The organism is Imhoffiella purpurea (genome assembly GCF_000585215.1).
GTDB classification, from domain to species: domain Bacteria; phylum Pseudomonadota; class Gammaproteobacteria; order Chromatiales; family Chromatiaceae; genus Imhoffiella; species Imhoffiella purpurea.
Genome location: NZ_AONC01000052.1, coordinates 82,632 through 108,447 on the forward strand (window position 1 = coordinate 82,632; position 25,816 = coordinate 108,447).

Below are 25,816 nucleotides of genomic sequence, written 5' to 3' on the forward strand. Positions count from 1 at the left end.
GTTTGCGATCGGTGCGTCGGGTAACGCCGACGCCGAGTCAACCTGGTATTGGGCATCATGCGTTGGTACGAGTCCCCGCTCTCGGGTGGTCAAGATTCGCGTTGGGCCGCCGCCGTTTCGTCAGTCGGCACCACCACCGGAATCAGGTCCGAGGCCCGCTTCGCGCGGCGGGCGAAGCGGCGGTCATCGAAGGTGTAGAGCGCCTCGCAATGACGGCTTCCCGCGAGGTGCAGCGAGTCGGCGAAATCCATGCCCTCGGCGGCGAGGGGCAGGGCGGCGATGACTCGCTCCGCCTCTTCGGTCACGATGTGATCGAGCCCGAGCAAATGCTCGAAGACGCGCACGACCTGAGCCGGATCGAACCGGTAGAAGGCCCTCAGTACCCACTCCAATTCCAGGATCACCGTGATCGGCACGAACAGACTGGGGCTCTCGGTCATGATGCGCCGCGCGATCGGGCGCTGTTTCGCCGCCTCCGGGTCGGACGGATCCTCGACGTAGAAGCGGGCGAGGATGTTGGTATCAAGCGCGATCATCGTCCCGCTCGCGCATGGCATCGGCCACGTCGAAATCGGCCAGGCGACGCTCACCGGGACGTTCGCAGCGCAAGAGGCCGTAGCCGTCTTCGACGCGGGATGGCGGGATGGACTTGAGCAGCCGGATCCGAATGCTGTCCCCTTCCAGCTCGAAGTCCAGTTTGCTGCCGGGGTTGATGCCCAGCCGGCGGCGGATCGCGGCTGGAATGACGACCTGGCCCTTTTCGGAGACGGTGACTGCCGACATCAGGAGATCCTCTGAGTCTTACGCGGTAAGACGGAGTATATCCCTGAAAGCGATTGTGGCAATCGATCGGCCGGGGTCTCGCATGAAGCTGCGATCGCCATGCACGGCCCCGATCTTATGAATGTCCCCGCCCGGTCCGGTTTCCAGATCGAGAAACAGGCAGCGGTCGAGCAGATCCTTGAATCGGGCGTCCATTCCAGTGATTATCCATCTCATTCAGCCCTTGGGTCATCTCGCGAATCGGGTCGTTTCCGGTATGGAGAACGTGCAGGAGTCCATGACATCGACATTTCGCGCCGCCTGGATCGAGCAGGCGCGCATCCATCCCTGGACCGCCATCGGTCTGGCCGTCGCGGTCCTGGCCGTCGTGGCGATGCTCCTCTCGAGCGTCTGGCAGGTCCTCACCGGCCAGGCGGATGCCGCGCTGCGCCTGGCCATGCTGGGCGGGTTCGCGGCCTTCGCGGCGACGGCGATCGGGGCCGTGCCGGCGATCGCCCTTCACGGGCTGAATCAGCGTCTGGAGGACAGCATGCTCGGCATGGCCGCGGGCATGATGCTGGCGGCCAGTTCCTTCTCGCTCATCCTGCCCGGTCTGGCCTCCGGGACGGCGCTGACCGGGAGCGACGCCCTGGGGGCCGCGACCGTGGTGATCGGGATGGCGCTCGGCGTGCTGCTGATGCTGGGGCTGGATCAGTTCACCCCGCACGAGCATGCCCAAACCGGTCCGTGTGGGCCGGCCAACGACCGGGTGGGCCGGCTGTGGCTGTTCGTCTTCGCCATCGCGCTGCACAACCTGCCTGAAGGTATGGCGATCGGCGTGTCCTTCTCGCAGGGCGACCTGTCGGTGGGGCTGCCGCTGACCACGGCGATCGCGCTTCAGGACATGCCCGAGGGGTTGGCGGTGGCCATGGCGCTGCGCGCCATCGGGATCTCGCCCTGGCGCTCGGTGCTGCTCGCCGCGGCGACCGGTCTGATGGAGCCGCTCGGTGCCCTGCTCGGCGTGGGCCTGACCAGCGGGTTGGCGTTGGCCTATCCGGTGGGTCTGGGGCTCGCGGCCGGGGCCATGATCTTCGTCGTCTCGCACGAGGTCATCCCCGAGACCCATCGCAACGGCCATCAGACGCCGGCCACGCTCGGGCTCATGGCGGGCTTCGCCTTGATGATGGTGCTGGATACGGCCTTGGGCTGAGGGTCAGCCGGGGGCGTCCGGGTCCATCGGGCAGGCGCCCGGGTCGAGGATGTGGAGGTGCAGGCGTTCGTCGCCGCGGGCGGCCTCGGCGAAGGCCCCTTCCAGCCGCTCGACCTCCTCGGGATCCGGGGCGTTCAGCGCCACGACCAGGCGCAGACGGTTCATGGCGGCTGCGTCCCTTTCGGTCTTCCCCGCGGCGATCCAGCCGTGGAGACTCGACAGCGCCTGCGCGGCGTCCGATGGCTCGACCAGATAGATGAGCAGCCGACCGCCGACGTCGATGCGGCGCCGGACTCCAGCCGCGCGCGAGACGTGTGTCGGTCCGTCCGCGATATGCTCGAAGACCTCTGGCGGACAGCCGCAGCCCAGGGTTCGGCGGATGAATGCGGTGAGCTCTGGTGGGGCGGTTCGGGTCGTCATGACGTTTCCCTCGTCTCGCGTCGCTCGATCCCGATGCCGGGAGGAGCGGTCGTCGTTCAGAATGCGTTCAGCGATCGGCGCCTATTCTAGACCCCACGACGAAGCACACATCCATCAGGAGTCGCAACATGAAGGTTTGGTTCAAAGCTCTCGCGCTCATGACCCTTGGTACGGTTCTGGCCGCCCCGGTTCAGGCGCGCCCGGATCGTTACGACGTCTCCGACCGTTTCGATCATCAGGTGCGTCTGATCGAGCGTGGCATGAGGTCTGGCGAACTGACCGATCGCGAGGTGAAACGACTGCGCCATGAGCAGTACCAGCTGCGCGATATGGCTCGGGATCTGCGCCACGATGGCTATTCGCGGCATGATCGGCGCTTGCTGGATCGGAGAATGGACCGGGCGGAGGATCATATCTGGCAGTTGAGGAACAATGACGAGCGCCGCTCGCATCATGACAAACGCTACCAGCCATCGCCGCGCCAAGACGATCGGGATGGTGGTCGCTACCGGTGATCCATGATCTCTGGCCGGGCCGTGACGGCCTGGCCAGCTTGCGATTCGGGAGCCGGACGACCGGCGGTGACCAATGGGTCAGAAGGGGTTGTAGTGGGCGTGCTCGGTGAAGTCCATGTATCCGGCGCTCACGCCCTGGCGCCAGCCGGCACCGAAGCGGATCGGGGCGACCACCACGTCGCCCGACTGCAGATAGTTGACTCCGACCCCGCCGATCAGATAGAGGCTGCCCTCGACGCCCGGAAAGCGCTGGAAGAGATATTGCTCGCTCGGCAGCCGGTAGATGAGCACGAAGACCTTGGAGACGTTGAGGCCGAGGTCCAGTCCGATCGAGGGCCCCTGCCAGAATACCTGGCGCCGGTAGCCGTTCTTCATATTGAGGATGCCCTTGCCGTAGCGGACGCCGACGGCGACGGCCGCCCCGATCTCGTTGCCGGCGATATAGGCATTGGGCTCGCCCTGCTCCTCGAAGACCTTCTCGACGACCTTGCCGAGATTCTCCGCGCCCTGGCCGAAGAAGACCTCGAGTTGGGCGAGGATCTCCTCGCGCTGATAGGTGTCCTCGTCGGCGCGGGCCGGCTGGACGGCACAGATCAGCAGGACCAGGGTGGCGGCTAGATAGGGTCTCATCTCGATCTCTCCCACTTGATCATACTTCTGGTGCTTGGAGGGTCGTTCGCCCGGATCGGTTCCGGTGTCTGACCCTTCTTCTCGCGTGCCCGACCGATCCTTGGATTCCGTCGCATGCCCAGGATCATGCGACGCGCGTTCGGGTCAATGGTCGGGGATCTCCACCCGGCCCGCGCGCAGTAGCGGCTCGATCTCATCGGCGGTCAGCGGCCAGGCGAACAGATAGCCCTGGGCGACGTTGCAGCCGTGATCGATGAGAAAATTGCGTTGGGCTTGTGTTTCCACCCCCTCGGCGATGATATGGATGCCGAGATTCGATCCCAATCCGATGATCGCCTTGACGATGGCGGCGCCCTGGCTGTGTCCGTTGAGCTTGCCGTCGATCTCCGCGAGGAAGGAACGGTCGATCTTGATCGCCTGCATCGGTAGTCGGTTCAGATAGCTCAATGAGGCGTAGCCGGTTCCGAAGTCGTCGATCGAGAGCGCGAAGCCGCGGGAACGCAGCTGGTTGAGGATCGAGATCGCCTGATCGATTGAGCGCATGGCGGAACTCTCGGTGATCTCGAACTCCAGTTGCTCCGGCTCGACGTGCGCGGCGCTCATGATGTCCTGGATGCGGTGTGTCAGATCTTCCTGATAGAGCTCGTTGGCCGAGAGGTTGACCGCGATGGGCACGATGGGGACGCCCGCGCTTTGCCAGCGCTGGATCTGCTGGCAGGCCTCGCGCAGGACGAGCGGGCCGAGGTCGAGGATGAGTCCGGTCGACTCGGCGATGGGGATGAAGCGGGACGGCGACACCAGGCCGAGCTCGGGGTGGTGCCAGCGCGCCAGCGCCTCCAGGCTGAGGATCCTGCCGGTGGTGATGTCGACCCGAGGTTGATACTTGAGCACCAGCTCGCCGCGCTCGAGCCCGATGCGCAGCGCCTGTTCGAGATGGAACTGCTCCAGGAGCCGCCTGTTGAGCACCGGCGTATAGAAGCGGTAGATCCTGCGGCCCTCGCCCTTGGCGATATGCAGCGCCGCGTCGGCATGGCCGATGAGCTCGTCCGTGCTGCTGGCGTCTTCCGGGTAGAGCGAGATGCCGATACAGGCGGTGATGCGGGCCCTATCCGCATCCAGGATGACCTGCTCGTCGAGGATGGCGTTGACCTGTTCGGCCAGACCGACCGAATCCTGAACCTGGCGCAGACGTCCGGCCAGCAGGAAGAAGTTGTCGCCTCCGAAACGGGCCAGGGTGTCCTCGTCGCTCAGCAGGGACTGGAGACGCCGGCCCACCTCGCGCAGCAGCCGGTCGCCGGCGGCGTGTCCGAGGGTGTCGTTGATGAACTTGAGCTTGTCGAGATCGATCGAGAGCAGCGCCAGTCCGTGTCCGTTGCGGCGCGCGCTGGCCAGGGCGCGGTCGATGCGCTCGCGCATCAGCGCGCGGTTGGGCAGGCCGGTGAGCGGGTCGTAATGGATGAGATAGGTCAGCTGTTCGGAGAGCGCCTTCTTGTCGCTGACGTCCTCGGCCAGCTTGACGAAATGGGAGATGTGGCCGTGCTCGTTGCGCAACGGGGTGATGAGAGCCTGTTCCCAATAGATCTCGCCCGATTTCTTGCGGTTCTGGAACTCGCCGCGCCAGCTCTGCCCGCGAATGACATGGCGCCAGACCTCGCGGATCATGTGGCAGGGCACCGCATCGCTCTTGAGCACGTCGACGTGCTGGCCGCGGATCTCCTCGCGGCTGTAGCCGGTCACCTCGCAGAATTTCTGATTGGCGTACTCCACGGTGCCGTTCAGATCCGTGATGAGGACGATGCTGGGGCTCTGCTCGAGCACCAGCACCAGGCGCTCGAACTCGCTCTCGCGCGCCTTCTGCTCGGTGACGTCGACCAGGCCGCCATAGAGCCGGGTGATTGGCGGATCCTCCGATTGCAGGGCGCACTCGGTGGCGCAGCGCACCCAGCGCACGGAGCCGTCCTTGTGACGCAGGCGCAGCTCGCAGTTCGAGGTCTGTCCGTGCTCGAGCGTCTGGATGCGCGTATCGAAGGTCTTCAGATCCTCGGGCAGGATCGCGAACCGCCAACCGCCTCGGGCGAGAACCTCTCGGACATCGTAGCCGGTGAGGTTGAGGATCGACTCCGTGATCCATTCGACGCGATAGCCCTCTTCCCCTCCGGTGCTCACGCACGAATAGGCCACGTCGGTCATGATCGAGGTGACCTTGCGGTAACGGGCCTCGCTCGCGAGCAGCTCGCGCTCGGTCGTCTGGCGGAACAGGATGCTGGCGATGTTCTCGCCGATCATGCGCAAGACGCGGATCTCCTCATCGCTCCAGACGCGCGGGAAGTCGAGCGCGTCCAGCCCGAGCGCGCCGATGGTCTGTCCATTGCTGATCAGCGGCAGAGCGAGCCGTGAATGGAGGCCGTTGGGGCGGATCCGCTCCTGTTCGGTCCTGGTGTCGGAGGGCGAGGTCGTGCCGGCCGTAATAGGTCTGCGATCCCGATCGGAATCCTCGATCTGGAGCGGCCACCAGGGGAAATGCTCGGCTGGAATGGATGGCTGGTGCGCGGAGCAGGCGCGGTTCTCGTCGGCGAGCCAGGTGTGGCTCAGGTCGAAGCGGTCGGCGTTCAGTCTGTAGAGGTGGCAGCAATCCAGCTTGAAGAAGCGCCCGATCTGCTCGAGCACCTGAGCGATGACGGTGTCGATCTCCCGATGGTGGCTATTGACGAAGAGCGACGAGATATCGGCCAGCAACTGCTGGGTGTTGAGTTGGGCGATGCGTTCGGTTTGGTCGACGATGGTGCAGACGAATTCCGGTTCCTTGGATTCCGACTCCGGCAGACGGATCAGTATGAGGTCGGCGTTCAGACGGCCTTTGTCCTTGCCGCGCAGCGAGACCTCCGCGCAGACCGCCTTGCCCGTGGATTGGGCCTCGAACAATGCCTTCTCGAGGACCGGGACGTGATGATCGTTGGCGATATGGGTGAAGAGCTTGCGATTCAGTGCCAGGGTATTGCCGGCCGCGGCGTTGGCGTCGGTGATCAGCCCGTTCCAGGAGAGGAGCAAGGCGGGCAGTGGCAGTTCGTAATAGAGTCTGACGAATCGGGCCAGGGCCAGATCGTTGACCGCGTGGCTGTCGCGCAGCGCGTCCTGCTGGATCAGGAGCTCGGCGTGATAGATGTGCAGCTCTTCCAGCAGCTGGTCCAAGCTGAGGTCGCCGCGATTGTAATGGGTGATGGTGCTCTCGAACCTGTGATCGCGCAGAATCTGCCTTGCCTGCTCGCGCAGGCTCGAGAGTTCCGCCATGTCTTTGTTGAGCTTCATGTCGACGCTGGTCAAATGCCGGTGCGATGAAATAGTGCTGGGGCGATCGATGGTGCTGGTGCAATCAGAGGTGCTTGCTCGAAGACTGCCTGCATAATTGGCCGTGCATGTCCAGTCATCTGCCGATGGGGGTCGCCATGGCGGAGGCGAGGGATGGACGAATGCCGGATTGGTGGGGCGCCGGCAGGCGCGGGTTGGCGGGCATCGTAAGGTTCTCGGTCGTGACAGGTTTGGTCGCCGGGTGTTTGCCCTCTTCCGCCGCGTCAGCATCGACCGGTCTGCGCATCTGAAACGCAAGGGCCGGGCGAGATGCGGCAGGGGGATGGTTCATGACCGTCCGTGTCGTCCGACCGGATGCTACCGGATGATCCCTAGGGAGAGAAGCGCTGGATTCCGTCTCGGTCGCGAACCTCTCGAACCTCGTGCGGATACCGGGACGATCCTGGATCCTGTCGATGCATGGGGTCTCGCCGGCGGAACTCTTCGGTGTCCCCGACGGTCGGCCCAGAATGTGACGTCCGCTCCATCTCGGTCTCGATCGTGCGATCATTCGAGGCCTTTTGGCGACGCTTGGTTTAGACTGCCCAGGTTTGGATCCGAGCCCATGTTGGAGGCCCTATTTCATGCACCGCACCAGCGGCATCTTGCTCCATCCGACATCGCTTCCCGGCCCTTATGGAATCGGTGATCTGGGCCCTTCCGCGTACCGTTTCGTCGATTTCCTCGTGCAGTCGGGGCAGGGGCTGTGGCAGATGCTGCCTCTGGGACCGACCGGATATCGCGATTCCCCCTATCAGTGCACCTCGGCCTTCGCCGGCAATCCACTGCTCATCAGCCCGGATCTCCTCATAGAGGCGGGTTGGCTGGGCGCCGATGATTTCGATGTCCCCGAATTCCCCGCCGACCGGGTCGATTTCGGAGCGGTCGGGGCGTGGAAATGGGAACTGCTGCAACGGGCGATGGCCGGTTTCGAGGCCCGAGCCTCGGAGCAGGATCGTCGAGACTATCGCCACTTCTGCGAGACGCATCGCGATTGGCTCGACGACTATGCCATCTATCAGGCGCTCAAGATCCATCACGACCTGCGCCCCTGGACCGATTGGGAAGCGGACTACAGACACCGCAATCCAGCCGCCCTCAAGCAGTGGGCGGAGCGTCATGGCGCCGATCTCGAGTTCCAGCGCTTCATCCAATTCGTCTTCTTCCGTCAGTGGGCCGATCTGCGGGCCTACGCCAGAGCGCGCGGCGTACATCTGATCGGGGATATGCCCATCTTCGTCGCTCACGATTCGAGCGAGGTCTGGACCCATCCCGAATGGTTCGAGCTGGACGAGGGCGGACATCCCACGGTCATCGCCGGCGTGCCGCCGGACTATTTCAGCAGTACCGGGCAGCGTTGGGGGAACCCGCTCTATCGCTGGTCGGCGCTCGCGGACGATGGCTATGGCTTCTGGATCCAGCGCCTGCGCCGGGTCCTGGAACTCGTCGATCTGGTTCGGATCGACCATTTCCGAGGGTTCGCGGGCTATTGGGAGATCCCGGCCGCCGAGGAGACGGCCATGAACGGCCGATGGATTCCGGGGCCCGGAATGGATCTGTTCGGTGCGCTGCACGCCGGCCTGGGACAGGATCTGCCGCTGATCGCCGAGGATCTCGGGGTCATCACCGAGGATGTGGAGGCATTGAGGGATCGGCTCGAACTGCCCGGAATGGCCGTACTGCAGTTCGGATTCGAGGATCTCGCCGATGGCTGCGGGCGGTCATCCTTTCTGCCGCACAACCACCGGCGTCAGCTGGCGGTCTATACCGGCACCCACGACAACAATACCCTGCTCGGCTGGTGGGCGGACCGCGACGAACAGACCCGGCATTATGTGCGTGTCTATCTCAACAGCGACGGGCATGAGGTCAACTGGGATTTCATCCGCTCCGCGCTCGCATCGGTCGCGAATCTGGCCCTTTTCCCGATGCAGGATGTGCTCGGGTTGGGGGCGGACGCCTGCATGAACCGGCCCGGTACGGCCGAGGGCAACTGGATGTGGCGCTATCGCGAGGAGATGCTCGGCGCGCCCATGACCGTCCGGCTGCGCGAGTTGTGTCAGCTCTACGGGCGGTGGCCGCATCCGACGGATTGAGTCTCCGCGCGCCTCGGCGAATGCTATTTCTCGGCGGTGATGTAGGCGATCCATCCTGCGTCCGGCTCGCCGGATTCGACCGGAACGAAATGTCCGTCCGGGTTGCCTTCATCGTCCCAGCCCTGCCAGTAGACGAGGATGCGCGAGAAGCCGGCCTCGCTCAGCAGTTCGCGGATCTCGGGCAGGGTCCAGAGGCGCCAGTCGTAGCTGAAGGCCCGGTCCAGCCGGCTGCCGTCGTCGAAGCGGAAGTGGATGTGGCAGACCAGCCGGCCGCTGATCGGGTCGTAGACCGCCTGCTCCCAGACATAGTGGAAATCCTCGCCGTCCGGATTTTCGATGCGGCGCTCCTCGGCGAGGACTCGGAACGAATCGTAGCCGCCGTAGGCGTCGAGAAAGAAGACGCCATGCTCCTTCAGCGCGCTTCTGACCGCGCTGAAATATCCCAGCAGTGCCCGCCGCTCGCTGAGCAGCCAATAGCTGAAATTCATCGCCAGAACGATATCGGGCCGGCGCGCGGGTGGGTCGAGCACATCGGTCCTCAACAGCTCCACGCGCGCGCGCTGGTCGTCGCTCAGCACGGCGAGATTCCGCCCGATCCCCCAATCGAGCACCTGGGCGTCGAGATCCAGTCCCCAAGCCTGGTTGGTCTTGCGTCGGCGCACCCATTCGCAGCAGACGGCCCCGGTTCCGCAGAAGTCCTCGCGCAGCAGTCGCGCCGAGCGTCCGCGCAGCATGCGGAAGGTCTTGTCGACGAAATCGATCTCGGCGCTGGGATTCTGTACCGAGAGCTCATAGAGCCGATGCGGATCGGCGGTGGAGGCTTGGCTGGGCATGTCGATCGCCGACGGCTCCGATCGAGTGAAACGAAACTGGGGGCATTATGGCGATGTTGGCCGCTTCGAGAAAGAAGAGGGTTTGTCAGCGGGAGGGGGATACTGTATATTTGCGCGCTCACAGTCGCCAGGGACACAGGTTCGTGCCTTCAAGACCGCATTTCGAGCGGCACGGCACATACCGAGGCGATGCACCCCCCGGAGAGGTGTCCGAGTGGCTTAAGGAGCACGCCTGGAAAGTGTGTATAGGTTAATAGCCTATCGAGGGTTCGAATCCCTCCCTCTCCGCCATCTGTTATAAAACTGTGTATATTGTTTAAAATCAGCAGCTTAAAGCATAAGCAAATGCTGATGACCCACGCGGTTCACCCACGCGCGGCTCAGTGCTGGCAGGGTCCGAGAAGGACCGGGCTAGACTGGGCCGTCTGTTGTTGTGGGGTCCACTTCACCTTGTGCGAATCTTGAAACTGGCTCGCTATAGCGCGGCGATGCGACGTTTCCATAAGGCCTTCTTGCTGGCCAGAGAGGAGCTCGTTCTGTTCGTCATCGTCGCCTCGATCATGCTCTATCTGTCGGCCGTGGGCATTTACTATTTCGAGCACGAAGCTCAGCCCGAGGCATTTCCGTCCGTGTTCCATAGTCTCTGGTGGGCAATGTCGACCCTGACGACCGTTGGTTATGGCGACGTTTATCCGATTGCGGCTGGCGGTAGGGTCTTCACGGCCTTCGTGCTCTTCGTTGGTCTCGGTATCGTGGCTATCCCGGCTGGAATGGTCGCAACGGCGCTTTCTCGGGCGAGAAGTATCGAGGACGACGCACAGAGGCCGGAATAGGCTTGATTCTAGATCCGCGAATATCCCGGTGTGGCCTCAAATCGGCACCCAATCGCTCAGATAGACGACGGATACATAGCGCACGCCCTTGCCGAGTCCGACCAGGATCAGGAACACCCAGAGCCGCACCCGCATGATGCCGGCGATGAGTGTGAGGGCGTCGCCGCCGACCGGCATCCAGGCGAGCAGCAGGGTCCAGTAGCCGAAGCGCTGGAACCAGCGTTGGGCCTTGTCGATCTGGTCGCGGCTGAAATAGAACCAGCGGCGGTCGCGAAAGTGCAGCAGGTATCTCCCCAGCACCCAGTTGACCACCGCGCCCAGGGTGTTGCCGAGCGTTGCCGTCGCGACCAGCCAGAGCGGATCGCCGCCCTGGCGCAGCAGGGCGAAGAGGACGACCTCCGAGTAGAAGGGCAGGACGGTCGCGGCGAGGAAGGCTGAGCCGAAGAGGCCGAGATAGCCGCCGATCACCCGACCCTCTCGATCAGCCAGCGGAAGATGGCGCGCTGCGACGGCAGATAGAAGAGATACTCCGGGTGCCACTGCACCCCCATGACCGGACGGCCCTCGTCGCTCTCGAATGCCTGGACGAGCTGGTCCAGGTCCCGGCCGACGATGCGTATCCCCTTGCCGGGATCCCTGACCGCCTGGTGATGCAGGCTGTTGACGCGGAGCCGCGACGTGCCGCACAGGGCGGCGAGCCGTGCATCAGGAATTAGCTGCACCTGCTTGGTCGGCAGGAGTCCGGGGCGGTTGCGGGTGTGTTTGCGCATGGTGCGGATGTCCTGGTGCAGGGTTCCGCCCAGGACGACGTTGATGAGCTGAGCCCCGCGGCAGATGCCGAGCAGCGGGGTGCCGTCCTTCAGTGCGCGGCGAATCCAGTCCATCTCCAGGTCGTCGCGCTCGGGATCCGTCTTGACCTTCGCCAGCAGATCTCCGTCGTAGTGCTCCGGGCTGATGTCGTTTCCACCGCCGATGATCAGGCCGCTCAGTGGGCGTCCGCTCGGCGGGTGCCGCACGCTGATGCGCTCCGCCGTGCCGCCAGCGAGCCGCACGGCGAGGCGGGCGCACCACCAGGCCGGGGCCCAGCGCCGGGCGTTGCCGGTTATGCCAATCCGCGGTCTTTCAGCCATCGGTCCATGTACTCCACCCAAGCGGTTCGGTTGACGCCGAGGAGGGGGCGTGCGGCCTCCATGAAGGCCGCGCCGAGCGCGTCCAGATCCTCCGGGCGTTGGGCCAGCTCCTCGACCACCCACCAGCCGTTCCAGGGATCGGCGAGCGACCAGTCGGGACGTTCGATATGGCAGTCGGGAAGCCGGTAGTGAAAGGTCGGACGGGCCTTGATCCTGGGGTCGTCGACCGCCCGCCGGACCCGGTCCGCGTCCAGCTCGGCCAGCAACGGCAGCATGTCGAGCGAGCGGTTGCGGGTGGCATTGTGCTCCAGGTAGTCCTCGAGGATGCATTCGAGGCTCGGGGTCTGCCGGGACAGCAGTTTAGCCACATAGGACTCGGGATAGAGATCGACGTAGGGACTCGCCTTGCGGGTCGGATCCACGCCCTGAGATTCCACGAGCCACCATTGCAGCAGGGCGAAGGCCCTGAGATAGGCGAAGAGGGTCTCCGCGTCGGGGCTCGGGATCTCGGGGTTGATGTGGACGCCGTAGGCGGCGAGCAGCGACTCCTGCGTTCCCATCGCGCCCGAATGGCGCAATGAGTCGACCATGGGGTTCAGCGCGTCGAGGCGGGTCATCTCGATGGGCGGACACACGACCTCCATGGGGACCAGGAGCGCGGCGGCTTGGCTCAGCAGCGCGATCCAGTCGCTTTCCGGGTCCGTTTCGGCCGCCTTCAGCTTGAGATAGCGCCAGTCCAGCTCGACCTGAAAGGGGCCGAGCCCATCGACCTCGAGTTGGCATTCGGCGACGGAAACCGGTTGGCGCTCCCCGCCCAGAGCGACCTCGATCGCGTCGAGCGTCTGATCCAGCGAGAGGCCCGAGAATTCCAGCTCGAATCCGACCCTGCGCACCGATCCCTCTGCATTGTGGATGGTCGACGGCTGCTTGAACGTCCTTTCATGTTCTGGCTGGTCGATCTCGCCTCCGTCCGAGCCGGCCTTGCGGGGATCTTTCATGTCGATGTCGCGACCTCCGCCGTCGCTTCGAGCAGATAAGCGTGGCGCAGCGGGTTCAGCGCCTCGTCCAGCTCGTACAGGAGTGGGATGCCGGTCGGGATGTTCAGCTCCTGGATCTCCTCGTCGCCGATCCCTTCGAGCAGCTTCACCAGACCGCGCAGGCTGTTGCCGTGGGCGGCGATCAGCAGTCTGCGGCCCGCCCGGATCTCGGGTGCGATGCATTCCTCCCAGCACTCCGAGACCCGCTCGACCGTGTCTTTCAGCGATTCGGTGAGCGGCAGTCGCTCTCGGGGCAGATCGGCATAGCGCGGGTCGTTGCCGGGATAGTCGGGGCTGGTCTCCTCGAGCGCCGGTGGCGTGATCGCATAGCCGCGCCGCCAGAGATGCACCTGTTCCTCGCCGTGGCGGGCCGCGGTTTCCCCCTTGTCGAGCCCTTGCAGCGCGCCATAGTGGCGCTCGTTCAGACGCCAGTCGCGCACGACCGGAATCCACATGAGGTCCATCTCGTCGAGCGCGATCCAGAGGGTGCGGATGGCCCGCTTGAGGAGCGAGGTATAGGCGCGATCGAAGACGAAGCCCTTCTCGTTGAGGGTCCGCCCGGCGGATCGGGCCTCCTGGATACCTCCTGCGGCCAGGTCCACGTCATGCCAGCCCGTGAATCGGTTCTGGAGATTCCAGTCGCTGAGACCGTGTCGCAGAAGCACCAGTTGGTGGGGCATGGGATTAAGTCTCCTCTGGTCTCGAATGCGGGTTTCGGATACATGAGTCCGAGGTTCTGTGGGTGTAAGCAAAGCAAATATCGGACCAGTAAAATAGGCGCGTCGCCCCTCTGACATGCGCAGGCGAGCCAGAAGGCGCGGTTGATTTCACCGGACGGCGGCTGTTTTGCCCCGCCGCGTCTGCGATTCGGATGGACCAGGATCCTGTTCAGGCTGCTCGGGACGCGGGGAACGCAACAGTCGGCACCAGCCTTGCTAGGGGCCTTGCATCGATTCATGACTTTGGGGAAACCAGTCGATGACAGATGCTGCCCTTCTGACGAGCGACCGCGGGCGAGACGCCCAGCATCCACGCGAGATCCCCGTTCGGGGATGGTGGGACGTGAGTCTTCGCACCTTCCGCCAGATCAGCGACCAGAATGTCTCGATGATCGCCGCCAGCATCGCCTTCTACGGCTTGCTGGCCCTGTTTCCCGCGATCGCGGCGACGATCGCCATCGGCGGCTCGGTGATCGATCCGCAACGGCTCGAAAGTCAGATGGCCTCGATCGGCGATCTGCTGCCCCCGGAGGCGGCCTCCATCATCCTCGGCCAGGCGGAGCAGGTGGCCGCCCAGGCCGGCCGCGGTCTGGCCTTCGCCGCGACCATCGGTCTGCTGATCACGCTCTACAGCGCCTCGCGGGGCATGAAGTCCCTGATCCAGGGACTGAACGTCGTCTACGGCGAGAAGGAGGGCCGGGGTTTCATCTGGCTCAATCTGCTGGCCTTCCTGATGACGCTCGGTCTGATCGTCGGCATGGTGCTGGCGTTGAGCCTGATCGCCGTCGTGCCCGCCGTGATCGCCGCCCTGGGGCTCGGCGGACTGCTGGACTGGGCGGTATCCCTGGCGCGCTGGCCGATCCTGTTCGGCGCCGCCATGCTGGGGCTCGGGATCATCTACCGCTACGGACCGAGCCGCCGCTCGGCGCGCTGGCAGTGGGTCACCTGGGGATCGGTGCTCGGGACCCTCCTCTGGGTCGTCGGCTCCATCGCCTTCTCGGCCTACGTGCAGAATTTCGGCAGCTACAACGAGACCTACGGCTCGCTCGGGGCGGTCGTCATCCTGCTGCTGTGGTTCTGGCTGTCGGCCTTCATCGTGCTGCTGGGCGGGGCGCTGAACGCCGAGCTGGAGCATCAGACGGGTCGGGACTCCACGCTTGGAGAGCCTCGACCCATGGGCCGGCGGGGCGCTCACGTGGCCGATACCCTGGGCGAGACGGCCGGGGATACAGGGGATGACGCGGACAAGGCCGCCTAGCCGGACCCGCGTCCGAATCCCGTGATCGAGACGCACGGAGGGTCCGCATGGCGCTGCCCATCGAAGACTATGCCCTGATCGGCAATACCCGCTCGGCCGCACTGGTGGGCCGGGATGGGTCCATCGACTGGCTCTGTCTGCCGCGCTTCGATTCGCCGGCCTGCTTCTGCGGTCTGCTCGGCGATTCCGACCATGGACGCTGGCTGGTCGCCCCGCGCGGGGAGATCCGCCGGTCGACGCGCCGCTATCGCGACGGAACCCTGGTGCTGGACACCGAGATCGAGACCGACGGCGGACGGGTGCGGATCACCGACTGCATGCCGCATTGGGAGGGGCGCTCGGATCTGGTGCGGGTGGTCCAGGGGCTGGAGGGCGCGGTGAGAATGCGCATGGAACTGAGCATCCGCTTCGACTACGGCGCTGTCGTGCCCTGGGTGCAATCCACCGACGGCGGCATCATCGCGACCGCCGGACCCGATTCCCTGGAGCTGAGGACGCAGGTCCCGCTGAAGGGGGAGGACTACCAGACTTTGTGCGATTTCGAGGTCGCGGAAGGCCAGTTCGCCTCCTTCGTGCTGACGCATTTCCCATCGGAGCAGTGTCCGCCGCTACCGATCGATCCGCTGGCCGCCTGCGAGGCGACCCAGGGCTGGTGGCGGGAGTGGAGCCGGCGGTCGACCTACCGGGGCGACTACGCGGAGGCCGTCGAGCGTTCGCTGCTGACCCTCAAGGCACTGACCTATTCCCCGACCGGGGGCATCGTCGCCGCGCCGACCATGGGCCTGCCCGAGAGCTGGGACGGGGGGCGGAGCTTCGACTTCCGCTACTGCTGGCTGCGCGACGCGACCTTCACCCTCTACGCCTTTCTGATCTCCGGCTATGTGGACGAGGCCTGCCAATGGCGCGAATGGCTGCTGCGGGTGGCCGCCGGCCGCCCCCAGGATCTGCAGATCCTCTACGGCCTGGCCGGCGAGCGCCGGCTCAGCGAGGGCGCCCTGGACTGGCTGCCCGGGTATCAGGGGATCGGGCCCGTGCTGATCGGCAACGCCGCCCACTCCCAGCACCAGCTCGATGTCTATGGCGAGATCTTCGACGCCTTGCACCTGACGCGCCGGGCCGAGGTCGAGCCCGCGGAGGAGGTCTGGGAGCTGCAGCGGACGCTGCTCGAATTCCTCGAATCCAAGTGGCCGGAGCCGGACGACGGCATCTGGGAGATGCGCGGTCCCCGCCGCCAGTTCACGCACTCCAAGGTCATGGCCTGGGTTGCCTTCGACCGTGCAGTCAAGGCCGTGGAGCGCTTCGGGCGCTCCGGACCGGTCGAGCGCTGGGCCGCAATCCGCGACCGCATCCATGCCGAGGTCTGCGAACGCGGCGTCGATCCCGAGCGCGGCAACTTCGTGCAGGAATACGGCGGCAAGGCCTTGGACGCGAGCCTCCTGTTGGTGCCCCTGGTCGGCTTCCTGCCGCCCGGCGACGCTCGGGTCAGGGCCACGCTCGAGGCCGTCGAGCGCGAGCTGACCCGGGACGGTCTGGTCCTGCGCTATTCGCAGGACGCGGTCGACGACGGCCTGAACCAGGAGGGGACCTTCCTGCCCTGTTCCTTCTGGCTGGTCGACAATCTGGCGATGGCCGGGCGCGAGCAGGAGGCCCGTCGGCTGTTCGAGCGGCTGCTCGATCTGCGCAACGACGTGGGTCTCCTGTCCGAGGAGTACGACCCGGAACGGGGGCGGATGATGGGCAACTTCCCACTGGCGTTCACGCATGTGGCTCTGATCAACAGCGCCCGCAACCTGACGCGGCGTGCCGGCGGGCCGGGCGAGCACCGGGCGGGGGATGACGGACGGTGCGGCTGTCCGGAGTGATCTCGGCAGGGTATCGGAAGTGGGCATTGGTTTCCGTGCCCGATGCCTTTTCAGTGTTCAAAGCGGCAGTATGCGCACACGGCTACGTCTGGGGTCGATCAGCAGCAATGCACCGGCTTCCAGGTCGGCCTGGAAGCGCCGAAGCGACGCGATCAAGGTTTCGGCGATCTGCTCGGGAAGTACCTTCGGACCCCGGAGTTGTACCAGGCTCGGTCCGCGGGCATGCGTCAGCGCGAGCATGGTCGAGAAATCCAGGTCATGGCTGAAGACGGCGTGACCGTTGGCGGCCGCCCAGTCCATGATTTCTCGATCGGGCGCGGAAGGGTCTCCGATCTGAGTCCAGTGGAGGGTTTCGAATCCTGCTCCGGTCAGGACGGGGACCCATTCCGGCGAGAGATTGACATCGATGACCAGGCGCAGGGTCATGCCGCAGTGAGCGTCTCTTCGCGTTCCTCCAAACGCCAAGCGGCATAGGCCAGCGCCGCATCCAAGTCCTCGGGTTCGAGGTAGGGATAGGCGGAAAGGATGCGGTCTCTGCCGACGCCTTCGGCCATGAGTCCGAGCAGCGTTCCAACCGTGACCCTGAGGCCACGGATACAGGGTTTGCCTCCCATCACGGCAGGATTCAAGGTGATTCGGTCGATATCCATGGTGGCTCGCGATTGCCAAGGTCTGAATAGCAGACAGGATAGCAATCGGATTCTTCAATGTCGCCAGACTGATGACGGTTCCGAAGGAATCATTTCCTGGTGCGATCCGGTTGCAGGCGCGTCTGTGTCAATAGCCCTATCTCTGCAGGGTATAATTCGGCTCCGGTTCCCATCCGGAGACATCTGCCATGCCGGCCTCGCTCATTCCCGCGGATTCGATCTTCGGCATCACTGCCGTTCTGACGCTCGTCGGCGCCGTCGCCGTCTGGCTGGAGCACAAGGGCATCGGCCGGCGGATATCGTCCGTCGTCATGGGGATCCTGGGCGGTATGCTCTGCTCCAATCTGGGCATCCTGCCGTTCAGCTCGCCGGTATACGACTTCATCTGGAGTCAGGCGCTGCCCTTCGGTCTGGTCCTGCTCCTGCTGCACGCCGATCTGCGGCGGATCTTTCGCGAGACCGGGCGTCTGCTGCTGGCCTTCTCGATCGGTGCTGTCGGGACCCTGCTCGGTGCGCTCGCGACCTATGCGCTCTTCTCCTCGGTGCCGCACGCGGCCGAGCTGAGCGGGACCTTCGCTGCCAGCTACATCGGGGGTTCGATCAACTTCCTCGCGACCTCCAAGGCGCTGGGTCTGGACGCCTTTCCGAGCGTGCAGGCGGGTGCCGTGGCGGCCGACAATCTGGTGATGGCGGCCTATTTCGTGCTGCTCTTCTCGTTGCCCGAGATTCCTCTCCTCCAGCGGATCTATGCCCGCCGGGCCGAGGGACGCGGGCCCGCTCCCAAAGACGTTCCCCAGGCGGTCGAGGAGCCCGAAGGCGACTTGCGCCCCTTCGACGTTCTGACCACCTTCGCCCTGGCGGCGGCCATCTGTTTCCTGGGCGATTGGTTGGCGGGATTCACCGATTTCGCCGGTGCCGGCATCCTCTGGACCTCGGCGCTGGCGGTTGCGGTCGCTACATTGGCGAGCCGTCCCATCGCGAGGATTCGTGGTATCCAGCCCTTCGGAATGGGGCTGATGCAGGTCTTCTTCGTCGTCATCGGTGTGGCCGCCAGTCTACCGGCCGTAATCGAGATCGGCCCCGTGGTCGTGCTCTTCCTGAGCGTCCTCATCACCGTCCATCTGGTCTTCCTGCTGATGGGAGGCTGGATCGCGCGGCTCGATCTGCGCGAGATCGCCGTCGCCTCCAACGCCAACTGCGGGGGGCCCACCACGGCGGCCGCCATGGTGCTCTCCAAGCGCTGGGACGAGATGGTCATTCCCATCATCCTCTGCGGCGCATTCGGCTACGCCATCGCCAACTTCATCGGGATCGAGCTGGGGGTCTGGCTGCGGGGCTGATGGGGCTGGTCTCTGACGGATGACCTTGGATCAGGCGATTTGCCGGGTAACGCCGACCTGTAGGGTGCGGTGAGGAACGAACCGCACCGATCGCGAACGATGCGATTCGCGACGCTTATCGCATCCTACAGCGGGTCGATGCTTTTCAGTCCTCGGCGGCTGGGAGCAGGGTGTCGTTCAAGGCGTCGAGCTGCTGGTAGGCACGTCGGATCCAGACCTTGACCCGCTGGCGGTCCATGAGTCCGAGTCCGGATTCCTTGTTGTTCACCGCGGCCCAGAGGCTGGTGCCGCCGTGATCGATCTTGCGCATCGAGCTGGCGTTCAGCTCGGGCAGATCCATGTGTTTAGCGCCCATCTCGTCGGCCTTGGTGCGGGCATCGGAGGCATCGTAGGCGGAGAAGTTCCTGCCGCGCCCGTGGTTGCGGACGACGACGTAGTCGGCGCCGTCTCCGTAGCGGTCGAACAGGTTTTCGAGCAGGACGATGCTGTCGGCACCATCATCGATCACATGCCAGAAGACGACCGGAATGCCTTCCTCGCTGGCCAGACCCATGATGTCGGCCTGATCGATCCAGCGATGCAGCGGCGACGCGGTCTGGGCGGCCAGATCGACCAGGACGTTGCGCTCGGTCTCGAGCGCGGATTCCATCAGGAGGTCCGTGCTCTCGACCTCGTCCAGCGCGATTTGGGTGCTGAACTCGGCGTAGAAGCGCAGCAGCGCGCCGTGAGAGCGGTCGGTATCGAAGGCGGCGAAAGGCATCTCCCTGTCGATGTGATACTGCGCCAGGAGCCGCGCGAGCACCGATTTGCCGACGCCGCCCTTCTCTCCGCCGATGAAATGGATCTTGCTCATCTTGTCGTCTCTGTATGGTTTTGAGGCGCGGACCGGGATCCGCGAGGCGCGAATAGTAGCGGCTTCGGCCCTCCCGGTCATCGCAGCGATGTTGCGGTCGGATCGGGGAGGGTTCTATCCGATGAGGGGGACGGTGCCGAGGCTGGATGCCTCGACGCGGAGGGGTCACTTGGACTTGGCTGGCGCCGCTGCGTTCGGCCAGGGCTGGATGGCGACGGCGGAGACGCTGTTCTTGGGCGAGCCCTCGATGATGCGGTCGCTGTAGGTCAGATAGACGACGGCGTTGCGCGGAGCGTCGTAGAAGCGCACGACCTGCATGGTCTTGGTGAGGAGGGAGGTGCGTTTCTTGAACACCTGCTCTCCGTCTTGCTTGCCTGAGCGGATGTCGTCCGTGAGCTGGACCGGGCCGATCTGGACGCATTCGAGCGAGGCGTCCGAGGTGTCCTCGGCGACGCCGACGGCGCCCGAGACGCCGCCGGTCTTGGCGCGGCTCAGGTAGCAGGCGATGCCGGGCAGGTCTTCGTCCTGGAAGACCTCGACCACGATCTTGTCGTTGGGTCCCATCAACTTGAACTTGGTCGAGACGCTGCCGATCTCTTCGGCGGCGGACGATCCGGCCAGGCAGGTCAGGGTCAGTGCGACGAGTGTCTTGCGCATATCCACTAGGTTCTCGTTTCGGTTTGACTCGGGTGTCTTGGATTCAGGTGCCGAATAGACGGTCCGATTCGCTGCGGCTGCGGGTCAGGGCGTCTTCCATCGAGACCCCCAGGAACCAGTTGCCGGTCACGGCGAGTCTGGAGCCGGCGAGTGCGGCGTCGAGGCGTTTCACCAGATCGAAATGACCGCTGCGCAGTGCCGGCAGCCGGTTGTGGATGCGCGACTGGGCGGCGATGCGGTCCGGCGCGACGCCGAGGGCGGTGCAGGCGCGCTCGACCTGGGCCTCCGGGGAGAGCTGGCCGGGCTTGAAGTGGAAGGCGAAGCCGCGATAGTCGTCCGGCTTGAAGTCGCGCGAGACCGCCGAATAGAAGGCGTCCTCGACCGCGATCAGCCCTGCGATCGGCTTGAGCGGCAGGTCCTGGTTGCGGAAGGCCAGGACCAGGGTCTCGATCTCGGACATGCCGATGTCCGAGATGGTGTCGCGGGCCGCCTCGAAGCCGTTCGGCATGAGCGCGGTGGCGACGTCGGGCGGCACGGCCAGGGTCAGATGGCGTCCACGCACCTGGCTGCCGTCCTCGCCGTGCACCAGGAAGCCCTCGGCATCCGACTCGATACGGGCGATGCGCTGTCCGGTGCGGACCTGGATGGCGTCCTGGGCGGCGATGGCCTCCGGAATGGTCGAGATGCCCTTGGCGAAGGTGAATGCCTTGATGACCTCCTTGCGGCGCGGCTTGCGCCGGAACAGCGCCTCGGCGGGATAGTCGTCGGCGGGCTGGCAGATCACGGCCTGGAAGGCGTAGCGCAGCAGGTCGCGATAGTTGCGCCGGCCGAGCACGCTGCCGTAGTAGTCGGCGACGCTGCGTCCGTCCTTGGGGGCGGTGAAGAGACGCGGAATGGAGCGCGCGGCCTCGAAGAAGTGCAGGGCGGACAGGATGGAGCGCCGCTTGCCGCCCTTCCAGAGCTTGTAGCCGACCTTGAGCTTCTCCTCGACCTGCCCGGTCAGGCCCAGATCGTCGAGGATGGAGAGCATGTTGCCGTAGCTGTTGAAGCAGGTATGGCCGCCGCCCTCGGTCCAGAAGCCGCCGAGCGCGTCGAAGTGCTGGCTGTTGATGCAGCCGCCGACGCGGTCGCTGGCCTCGAGCACCAGGGTCGAGAGCCCCCGACGCGCGGAGAAATGGGCGGCGCCGAGCCCGCTGATGCCGGCGCCGATGACGATGTGATCGAAGTCTGTGGTCATGGGAACTGCTTTAGTCGCCGCTGTCTTTGGTGTCCGGTTCGGGCTCGATCTCGGTCAGCGAGAGATGGCTCGTGTCCGGCGTTCGGGTGGCCGATGGAGACGTCTCGCAGTCTTCGAGGGTCCAGTCCGAGCCCGTGACGAGGCTGAGATGACTGAGGTCGAGGTCCGGCATCTTAACCGCGGGTGGTTCTTCGAGGAAGCCGTCCTCCGTGAGCGGGGCCAGCGAGAGCGGATCCTCCGCCGGGGGTGACGTGTCCTTCTCCGGTGCCTGGTCGTCAGGGCTCGGGGCGGGGACGGATTCGGCCGTATCGGCGGGCGGTGGGCCGGCCGAACCGTCCCCGTCGTGGAGTGGGATCAATCGCACGACGGCCCCGAGTTGGCTGAAGACCTTTTCGAACTGGGCCGCGGTCGACGCATCGACATCGCGCTTGATGAAGACCGGTTTGCCGCTGAAGAGACGCGCGATGCCCGCCTCGTCGAGCTTGAAGAGCGATTGCAGGCGCTGGCGGGCCAGTGCCGGGTCCGCATCGGCGGTCGTGCTGCCGTCGAAGGCGATGTCGAAGCGTTGTTCTGCCATTGTCTCACTCCAGTCCGGACCGGATGCCGGGGTGGTGGGTGATCAGAGCGGTTTGGAGAGCGTGAAGGCACCGCGGATGTCGCCCAGGGAGAAGCCGCGCGCCTGGTCGTCAGGGTAATTCTCGTCCAGGGCGGCTGTCACCTCCGGCGTGATCTGGCTGCCGTGACAGGCCAGGCAGACCTCCTGGGTCGGGATCGCCTTCATGAAGCGGAATCGCTGGCCATTCTCGGTGTCGACCACCTCGGAGTAGGCCATGGTCTCGATCGATTCGCCTTCCGCCTTGCGCTCCTCGAACTGGTTCAGCACGGAGCGTTCCCATTCGTCGGGTGTGTTGAGTGCGGCATTGCGCACCCCGAGGCTGGTCCGCCCGACCTCCCAGCCGCTGCTGTGGCCGAGGCTGGAGGCGATGGCCGGCGCGCGTTCCTTGCAGACGCGGATGGACTCGACCGGGCCGCCCTCTTGCATGGCGGTCTGGAGCTCGCCCTGCAGTTGGGTGGCGAATTCCTTGATGAGGCCCTTGGCCTCGACGACCTTCGGGTCGGTCGCGGCCGTCTCGGCGAGCGCGGTGCCGCTGGTCGTGAGCAGTGCGAGCGCGATCGCTTGGCTGATCTTGTGCATGAGTCGATTCTCCTCGTTGTTCGATAGCGTGCTGATGCGTTCCTGAAGGTTGCGGTCGATCGCATCCGGGGCGATGTTCGCACCCTCTTTAGTGTGAGGGTCGCGGACCCCGGTGCCTTTGATGGATCGCATTCTCGGAATGCCTCGGTGCGTCGCTGTATCCGGCCGAAGGCCGTGCTTGGCAGATCTCTCCGATCGGTGTGCGGCCGTCTTCAGACACCCAGGTGGCGCTTTAGTGCGAGGCCGGTCGGCAGCGCGTCCGAGGCCGCGATCGCCTCGGGCGTGCCCTGGGCGACGAGGCGTCCGCCCGCGTCGCCGCCCTCGGGTCCCATGTCCAGCACCCAGTCGGCCTCGGCGATCAGGTCCAGGTTGTGCTCGATCACCAGCACCGAGTGTCCCGCGTCGACCAGACGGTGCAGCACCTCGACCAGCCGTGCCACGTCCGCCATGTGCAGACCCACGGTCGGCTCGTCGAGGACGTAGAGGGTCGGACGGTCGGTCGTGCCCTCGGCGTTGGGACGCGCCTTGGCCAGCTCGGTGACCAGCTTGATGCGCTGGGCCTCGCCGCCCGAGAGGGTCGGACTCGGCTGGCCGAGCGTCAGATAGCCGAGCCCCACGTCCTGGAGCAGCGCCAGCGGATGGCGGATGCCCCGGTGGGCGGCGAACACCTCGGCCGCGCGCTCGATCTCCAGATCCAGGACCTGGCCGATGTCGAGTCCCTGGTAGCGCACCTCGCGCGTCTCGCGGTCGAAGCGGCTGCCGCCGCAGATCTCGCAGGTCATGCGCACGTCGGGCAGGAAGCTCATCTCCAGCCGCTGGACGCCCTGGCCTTGGCAGGCCGGGCAGCGTCCCTCCGCCGTGTTGAAGGAGAAGCGCGCCGGCCCCCAGCCGCGGATGCGCGACTCCTGGGTGGCGGCGAAGAGACGGCGGATGGCGTCCCAGAATCCGACGTAGGTGGCCGGGCAGGAGCGCGGTGTCTTGCCGATCGGGGTCTGGTCGACCTCCAGGATCCGGGTCAGCCGCTGCCAGCCGGCGAGGCCCCGGCAGCCGACCAGTTCGGCCTTGCGCTTGGCCCCGAGCAGGTTGCTCAGGGTGCCGACCAGCACCTCGCGCACCAGGGTCGATTTGCCCGAGCCCGAGACCCCGGTCACGCACACCAGGCGTTCGAGCGGCAGCCGGACATCCAGATCCTGGAGGTTGTTGCGCCGGGCGCCCTGGAGGCTCAGGCAGGGCGTTTTGTCGTCCACCGGACGCGGCGGGCGCGAGCGTCCGTTCGGCCGTCCGAGGAAACGGCCCGTGATGGACTCCGGGTTGGCGATCAGCTCCTCGGCGGTGCCCTCGGCGATGATGGCCCCGCCCCGGGTGCCGGCCCCGGGTCCCAGGTCGATCACGTGTCCGGCGCGGCGGATGGTCTCCGCGTCGTGCTCCACCACCACCAGGGTGTTGCCCTTGGCCTCCAGGCGAGCGAGGGTATCGAGCAGCAGCCGGTTGTCGCGCGGGTGCAGCCCGATGGTCGGCTCGTCGAGGATGTAGCAGACGCCGCGCAGATTGGATCCGAGCTGGGCGGCGAGCCGGATGCGCTGGGCCTCGCCGCCCGAGAGCGTGGGCGCGCCGCGGTCGAGGGTCAGATAGCCGAGCCCGACCTCGCGCAGGAAGACCAGCCGGTCGCGGACCTCGGCGATCAGGTCCCGGGCGATGGCCGACTCGCGGGCGTCCAGATCCAGGTCGGCGAGCCGCTCGGCGGCCGTGTCGATGGTGAGGGCGGAGAGCTCGGCGATCGAACGTCCGCGGAAGCGCACCGCCAGCGCCTCGGGCCTGAGGCGCGCGCCCGAGCAGAGGGGGCAGGGCTGGGAGGCCCCCGCGGATTCGAGCCATTGGCCCTCCTCGCCGCTCTGCTCGGCGTCGAAGCCGGCGAGCACGCGGCCGGTGCCGAGACAGGCGGGGCACCAGCCGTGACGCGAGTTGTAGCTGAAGAGGCGCGGATCCGGCTCGGGGAAGGCCCGTCCGCAGCCGGGGCAGGCGCGCTCGGTCGAGTAGTGGCTCTCGTCCAGCCAGCGGCCCTGCTCGACGCGGACCGCGCGTATCTGGCCCTTGCCCAGATCCAGTGCCTGGTCGAGCAGGTCGCGCAGCCTGGATTCCTGGGCCGGGACGATCTCGACCTCGCCCAGCGGCAGGTCGATGCTGTGCTCGCGGTAGCGGTCGAGCCTGGGCCAGTCGGCGGTCGGCACCGGCTCGCCGTCGACCCTCAGGCGTTCCCAGCCCTTGCCGGCGGCCCAGGCCGCGAGCTCCTTGTAGAGCCCCTTGCGCGCGACCACCATGGGCGCCATGAGGGCGATCCGCTGGCCGGCGCGGTCGCGCTGCAGACGGTCGAGGATGGTGTCGCGGGTCATGGGCTCGATGGGGATGTCGCAGTCCGGACACCATTGGATGCCGAGCTTGACGTAGAGCAGTCGCAGATAGTGGTGGATCTCGGTGAGGGTGGCGACCGTGCTCTTGGCCCCGCCGCGGCTGGTGCGTTGTTCGATCGCGACCGTCGGCGGGATGCCGAAGATGGCGTCGACGTCGGCCCGCGCCGCCGGCTGGACGAACTGGCGGGCATAGGCGTTGAGCGATTCCAGATAGCGCCGCTGGCCCTCGTTGAAGAGGATGTCGAAGGCGAGCGTGCTCTTGCCGCTGCCGGAGACGCCGGTGATGACGGTGAGTCGGTCGCGCGGGATCGCGAGCGTCAGATCCTTGAGGTTGTGCTCGCGCGCGTGACGGATGGCGATGGCGTGCTCCGGGACGGCGAGTGCCTGAGCACGCGCGACGGCCGGATCCTCGGGGCGATAGGCCGGTGCGGGGGACTCGGAGACGGCCGGCTCACGCTGGCGCCGCATGGCCCTCAGTGCGCGTCCGGTGTGGCTGGTCGGATGGGCGGCCACCGTCTCGGGCGTGCCGGCGCAGACCAGGCGGCCTCCTTCGTCTCCGCCCTCGGGTCCCAGGTCGATCAGCCAGTCGGCGGCGGCCATGACGTCCAGGTTGTGCTCGATGACCAGCAGCGAGTGTCCCTGATCGATCAGATGGCGGAAGGCCTGCAAGAGCACGGCGATGTCGGCGAAGTGCAGCCCGGTGGTGGGCTCGTCGAGCAGGAACAGCAATCCGCCGTCCCGCGTCTTGCGGCGCGCCGACTTGGCCAGGTGTCCCGCCAGCTTGAGCCGCTGGGCCTCGCCGCCCGAGAGGGTCGGCACCGGCTGG

The 25,816-nt window shown here is 65.8% G+C and carries 24 protein-coding genes, 1 tRNA gene and 1 pseudogene; 8 read left to right on the forward strand and 18 right to left on the reverse strand.

The window, feature by feature from the left end:
• Nucleotides 1-89: 89 nt before the first annotated feature.
• Nucleotides 90-536, reverse strand: a complete 447-nt coding sequence (locus tag D779_RS16125; protein ID WP_043756022.1) for a type II toxin-antitoxin system VapC family toxin — start codon at nucleotides 534-536, stop codon at nucleotides 90-92.
• On the reverse strand, nucleotides 523-783 hold the full coding sequence (locus D779_RS16130; RefSeq protein WP_043756024.1) for an AbrB/MazE/SpoVT family DNA-binding domain-containing protein: 261 nt from the start codon (nucleotides 781-783) through the stop codon (nucleotides 523-525). Before D779_RS16130 ends, D779_RS16125 begins: the two co-directional genes overlap by 14 nt.
• Before the next feature lie 277 nt (nucleotides 784-1,060).
• Here D779_RS16130 and D779_RS16135 point away from each other — a divergent pair, with 277 nt between their 5' ends.
• Nucleotides 1,061-1,972: a ZIP family metal transporter gene (locus tag D779_RS16135; RefSeq protein ID WP_232424219.1), complete on the forward strand. Its 912-nt coding sequence runs from the start codon at nucleotides 1,061-1,063 to the stop codon at nucleotides 1,970-1,972.
• Nucleotides 1,973-1,975: 3 nt separating this feature from the next.
• Here the strand turns inward: D779_RS16135 and D779_RS21255 are convergent, their stop codons facing one another.
• Nucleotides 1,976-2,392: a hypothetical protein gene (locus D779_RS21255; protein WP_052348203.1), complete on the reverse strand. Its 417-nt coding sequence runs from the start codon at nucleotides 2,390-2,392 to the stop codon at nucleotides 1,976-1,978.
• A gap of 128 nt (nucleotides 2,393-2,520) precedes the next feature.
• Here D779_RS21255 and D779_RS16145 point away from each other — a divergent pair, with 128 nt between their 5' ends.
• Complete coding sequence (locus D779_RS16145; RefSeq protein WP_043756027.1) at nucleotides 2,521-2,907, forward strand: hypothetical protein; 387 nt, start codon at nucleotides 2,521-2,523, stop codon at nucleotides 2,905-2,907.
• Nucleotides 2,908-2,985: 78 nt separating this feature from the next.
• Here the strand turns inward: D779_RS16145 and D779_RS16150 are convergent, their stop codons facing one another.
• The gene (locus tag D779_RS16150; RefSeq protein WP_043756029.1) at nucleotides 2,986-3,537 is read right to left on the reverse strand and encodes a DUF1134 domain-containing protein; all 552 of its coding nucleotides are present in this window, start codon (nucleotides 3,535-3,537) and stop codon (nucleotides 2,986-2,988) included.
• Nucleotides 3,538-3,681: 144 nt separating this feature from the next.
• Nucleotides 3,682-6,843 carry an EAL domain-containing protein gene (locus D779_RS16155; protein WP_043756076.1) on the reverse strand — a complete coding sequence of 1,054 codons (3,162 nt, stop codon included), beginning with the start codon at nucleotides 6,841-6,843 and terminating at the stop codon, nucleotides 3,682-3,684.
• Between the two features lie 623 nt (nucleotides 6,844-7,466).
• On the opposite strand from D779_RS16155, the gene malQ reads away from it, so the two are divergent.
• Nucleotides 7,467-8,978: a 4-alpha-glucanotransferase gene (malQ, locus tag D779_RS16160; protein WP_043756031.1), complete on the forward strand. Its 1,512-nt coding sequence runs from the start codon at nucleotides 7,467-7,469 to the stop codon at nucleotides 8,976-8,978.
• 23 nt (nucleotides 8,979-9,001) lie between these two features.
• On the opposite strand, the gene D779_RS16165 is transcribed toward malQ, so the two are convergent.
• Complete coding sequence (locus D779_RS16165; protein WP_043756033.1) at nucleotides 9,002-9,811, reverse strand: class I SAM-dependent methyltransferase; 810 nt, start codon at nucleotides 9,809-9,811, stop codon at nucleotides 9,002-9,004.
• Between the two features lie 200 nt (nucleotides 9,812-10,011).
• On the opposite strand from D779_RS16165, the gene D779_RS16170 reads away from it, so the two are divergent.
• Both D779_RS16170 and D779_RS16175 read left to right on the forward strand, forming a co-directional pair.
• Nucleotides 10,012-10,102, forward strand: a tRNA-Ser gene (locus tag D779_RS16170).
• Between the two features lie 161 nt (nucleotides 10,103-10,263).
• Nucleotides 10,264-10,644 carry a potassium channel family protein gene (locus D779_RS16175; protein ID WP_269747397.1) on the forward strand — a complete coding sequence of 127 codons (381 nt, stop codon included), beginning with the start codon at nucleotides 10,264-10,266 and terminating at the stop codon, nucleotides 10,642-10,644.
• Between the two features lie 36 nt (nucleotides 10,645-10,680).
• On the opposite strand, the gene D779_RS16180 is transcribed toward D779_RS16175, so the two are convergent.
• Genes D779_RS16180 through gpmA form a run of 4 tightly spaced genes read right to left on the reverse strand, consistent with a single transcriptional unit; the run spans nucleotide 10,681 to nucleotide 13,479 of the window.
• The gene (locus D779_RS16180; protein WP_043756035.1) at nucleotides 10,681-11,112 is read right to left on the reverse strand and encodes a YqaA family protein; all 432 of its coding nucleotides are present in this window, start codon (nucleotides 11,110-11,112) and stop codon (nucleotides 10,681-10,683) included.
• On the reverse strand, nucleotides 11,109-11,774 hold the full coding sequence (locus D779_RS16185; RefSeq protein ID WP_043756036.1) for a gamma-glutamyl-gamma-aminobutyrate hydrolase family protein: 666 nt from the start codon (nucleotides 11,772-11,774) through the stop codon (nucleotides 11,109-11,111). Before D779_RS16185 ends, D779_RS16180 begins: the two co-directional genes overlap by 4 nt.
• Complete coding sequence (locus D779_RS16190; protein WP_081763558.1) at nucleotides 11,747-12,772, reverse strand: amidoligase family protein; 1,026 nt, start codon at nucleotides 12,770-12,772, stop codon at nucleotides 11,747-11,749. Before D779_RS16190 ends, D779_RS16185 begins: the two co-directional genes overlap by 28 nt.
• Nucleotides 12,769-13,479 (reverse strand): 2,3-diphosphoglycerate-dependent phosphoglycerate mutase, encoded by a 711-nt coding sequence (gene gpmA, locus D779_RS16195; RefSeq protein ID WP_232424220.1) that lies wholly within the window; start codon nucleotides 13,477-13,479, stop codon nucleotides 12,769-12,771. Before gpmA ends, D779_RS16190 begins: the two co-directional genes overlap by 4 nt.
• Nucleotides 13,480-13,789: 310 nt before the next feature.
• On the opposite strand from gpmA, the gene D779_RS16200 reads away from it, so the two are divergent.
• Nucleotides 13,790-14,788 (forward strand): YihY/virulence factor BrkB family protein, encoded by a 999-nt coding sequence (locus D779_RS16200; protein WP_043756040.1) that lies wholly within the window; start codon nucleotides 13,790-13,792, stop codon nucleotides 14,786-14,788.
• Nucleotides 14,789-14,835: 47 nt separating this feature from the next.
• Entirely contained in the window at nucleotides 14,836-16,650 is a 1,815-nt protein-coding gene (locus D779_RS16205; protein ID WP_052348205.1) for a glycoside hydrolase family 15 protein, read from the forward strand.
• A 57-nt stretch (nucleotides 16,651-16,707) separates the two neighbouring features.
• Here the strand turns inward: D779_RS16205 and D779_RS16210 are convergent, their stop codons facing one another.
• Both D779_RS16210 and D779_RS16215 read right to left on the reverse strand, forming a co-directional pair.
• Nucleotides 16,708-17,076 carry a DUF5615 family PIN-like protein gene (locus D779_RS16210; RefSeq protein ID WP_198295740.1) on the reverse strand — a complete coding sequence of 123 codons (369 nt, stop codon included), beginning with the start codon at nucleotides 17,074-17,076 and terminating at the stop codon, nucleotides 16,708-16,710.
• Nucleotides 17,073-17,300 carry a DUF433 domain-containing protein gene (locus D779_RS16215; RefSeq protein ID WP_043756042.1) on the reverse strand — a complete coding sequence of 76 codons (228 nt, stop codon included), beginning with the start codon at nucleotides 17,298-17,300 and terminating at the stop codon, nucleotides 17,073-17,075. The genes D779_RS16210 and D779_RS16215 overlap by 4 nt, the downstream gene beginning before the upstream one ends.
• A gap of 188 nt (nucleotides 17,301-17,488) precedes the next feature.
• Between D779_RS16215 and D779_RS16220 the strand changes: the two genes are divergently transcribed.
• Entirely contained in the window at nucleotides 17,489-18,640 is a 1,152-nt protein-coding gene (locus D779_RS16220; protein WP_043756044.1) for a DUF819 family protein, read from the forward strand.
• A 145-nt stretch (nucleotides 18,641-18,785) separates the two neighbouring features.
• On the opposite strand, the gene D779_RS16225 is transcribed toward D779_RS16220, so the two are convergent.
• The 6 genes and pseudogenes from D779_RS16225 to D779_RS16250 all read right to left on the reverse strand — a co-directional run.
• Nucleotides 18,786-19,493, reverse strand: a complete 708-nt coding sequence (locus tag D779_RS16225) for a P-loop NTPase family protein (protein WP_043756046.1) — start codon at nucleotides 19,491-19,493, stop codon at nucleotides 18,786-18,788.
• A gap of 165 nt (nucleotides 19,494-19,658) precedes the next feature.
• A complete protein-coding gene (locus D779_RS16230) occupies nucleotides 19,659-20,150 on the reverse strand; it encodes a CreA family protein (protein ID WP_043756086.1) in 492 nt (163 codons plus the stop codon).
• A gap of 43 nt (nucleotides 20,151-20,193) precedes the next feature.
• Nucleotides 20,194-21,387, reverse strand: coding sequence for a protoporphyrinogen/coproporphyrinogen oxidase (locus D779_RS16235; RefSeq protein ID WP_043756048.1), 1,194 nt, complete (start codon nucleotides 21,385-21,387; stop codon nucleotides 20,194-20,196).
• Between the two features lie 10 nt (nucleotides 21,388-21,397).
• Complete coding sequence (locus D779_RS16240; RefSeq protein WP_043756050.1) at nucleotides 21,398-21,964, reverse strand: hypothetical protein; 567 nt, start codon at nucleotides 21,962-21,964, stop codon at nucleotides 21,398-21,400.
• 42 nt (nucleotides 21,965-22,006) lie between these two features.
• On the reverse strand, nucleotides 22,007-22,582 hold the full coding sequence (locus D779_RS16245; RefSeq protein ID WP_043756088.1) for a Tll0287-like domain-containing protein: 576 nt from the start codon (nucleotides 22,580-22,582) through the stop codon (nucleotides 22,007-22,009).
• 212 nt (nucleotides 22,583-22,794) lie between these two features.
• A pseudogene (locus D779_RS16250) lies at nucleotides 22,795-25,816 on the reverse strand (excinuclease ABC subunit UvrA); the annotation flags it as partial.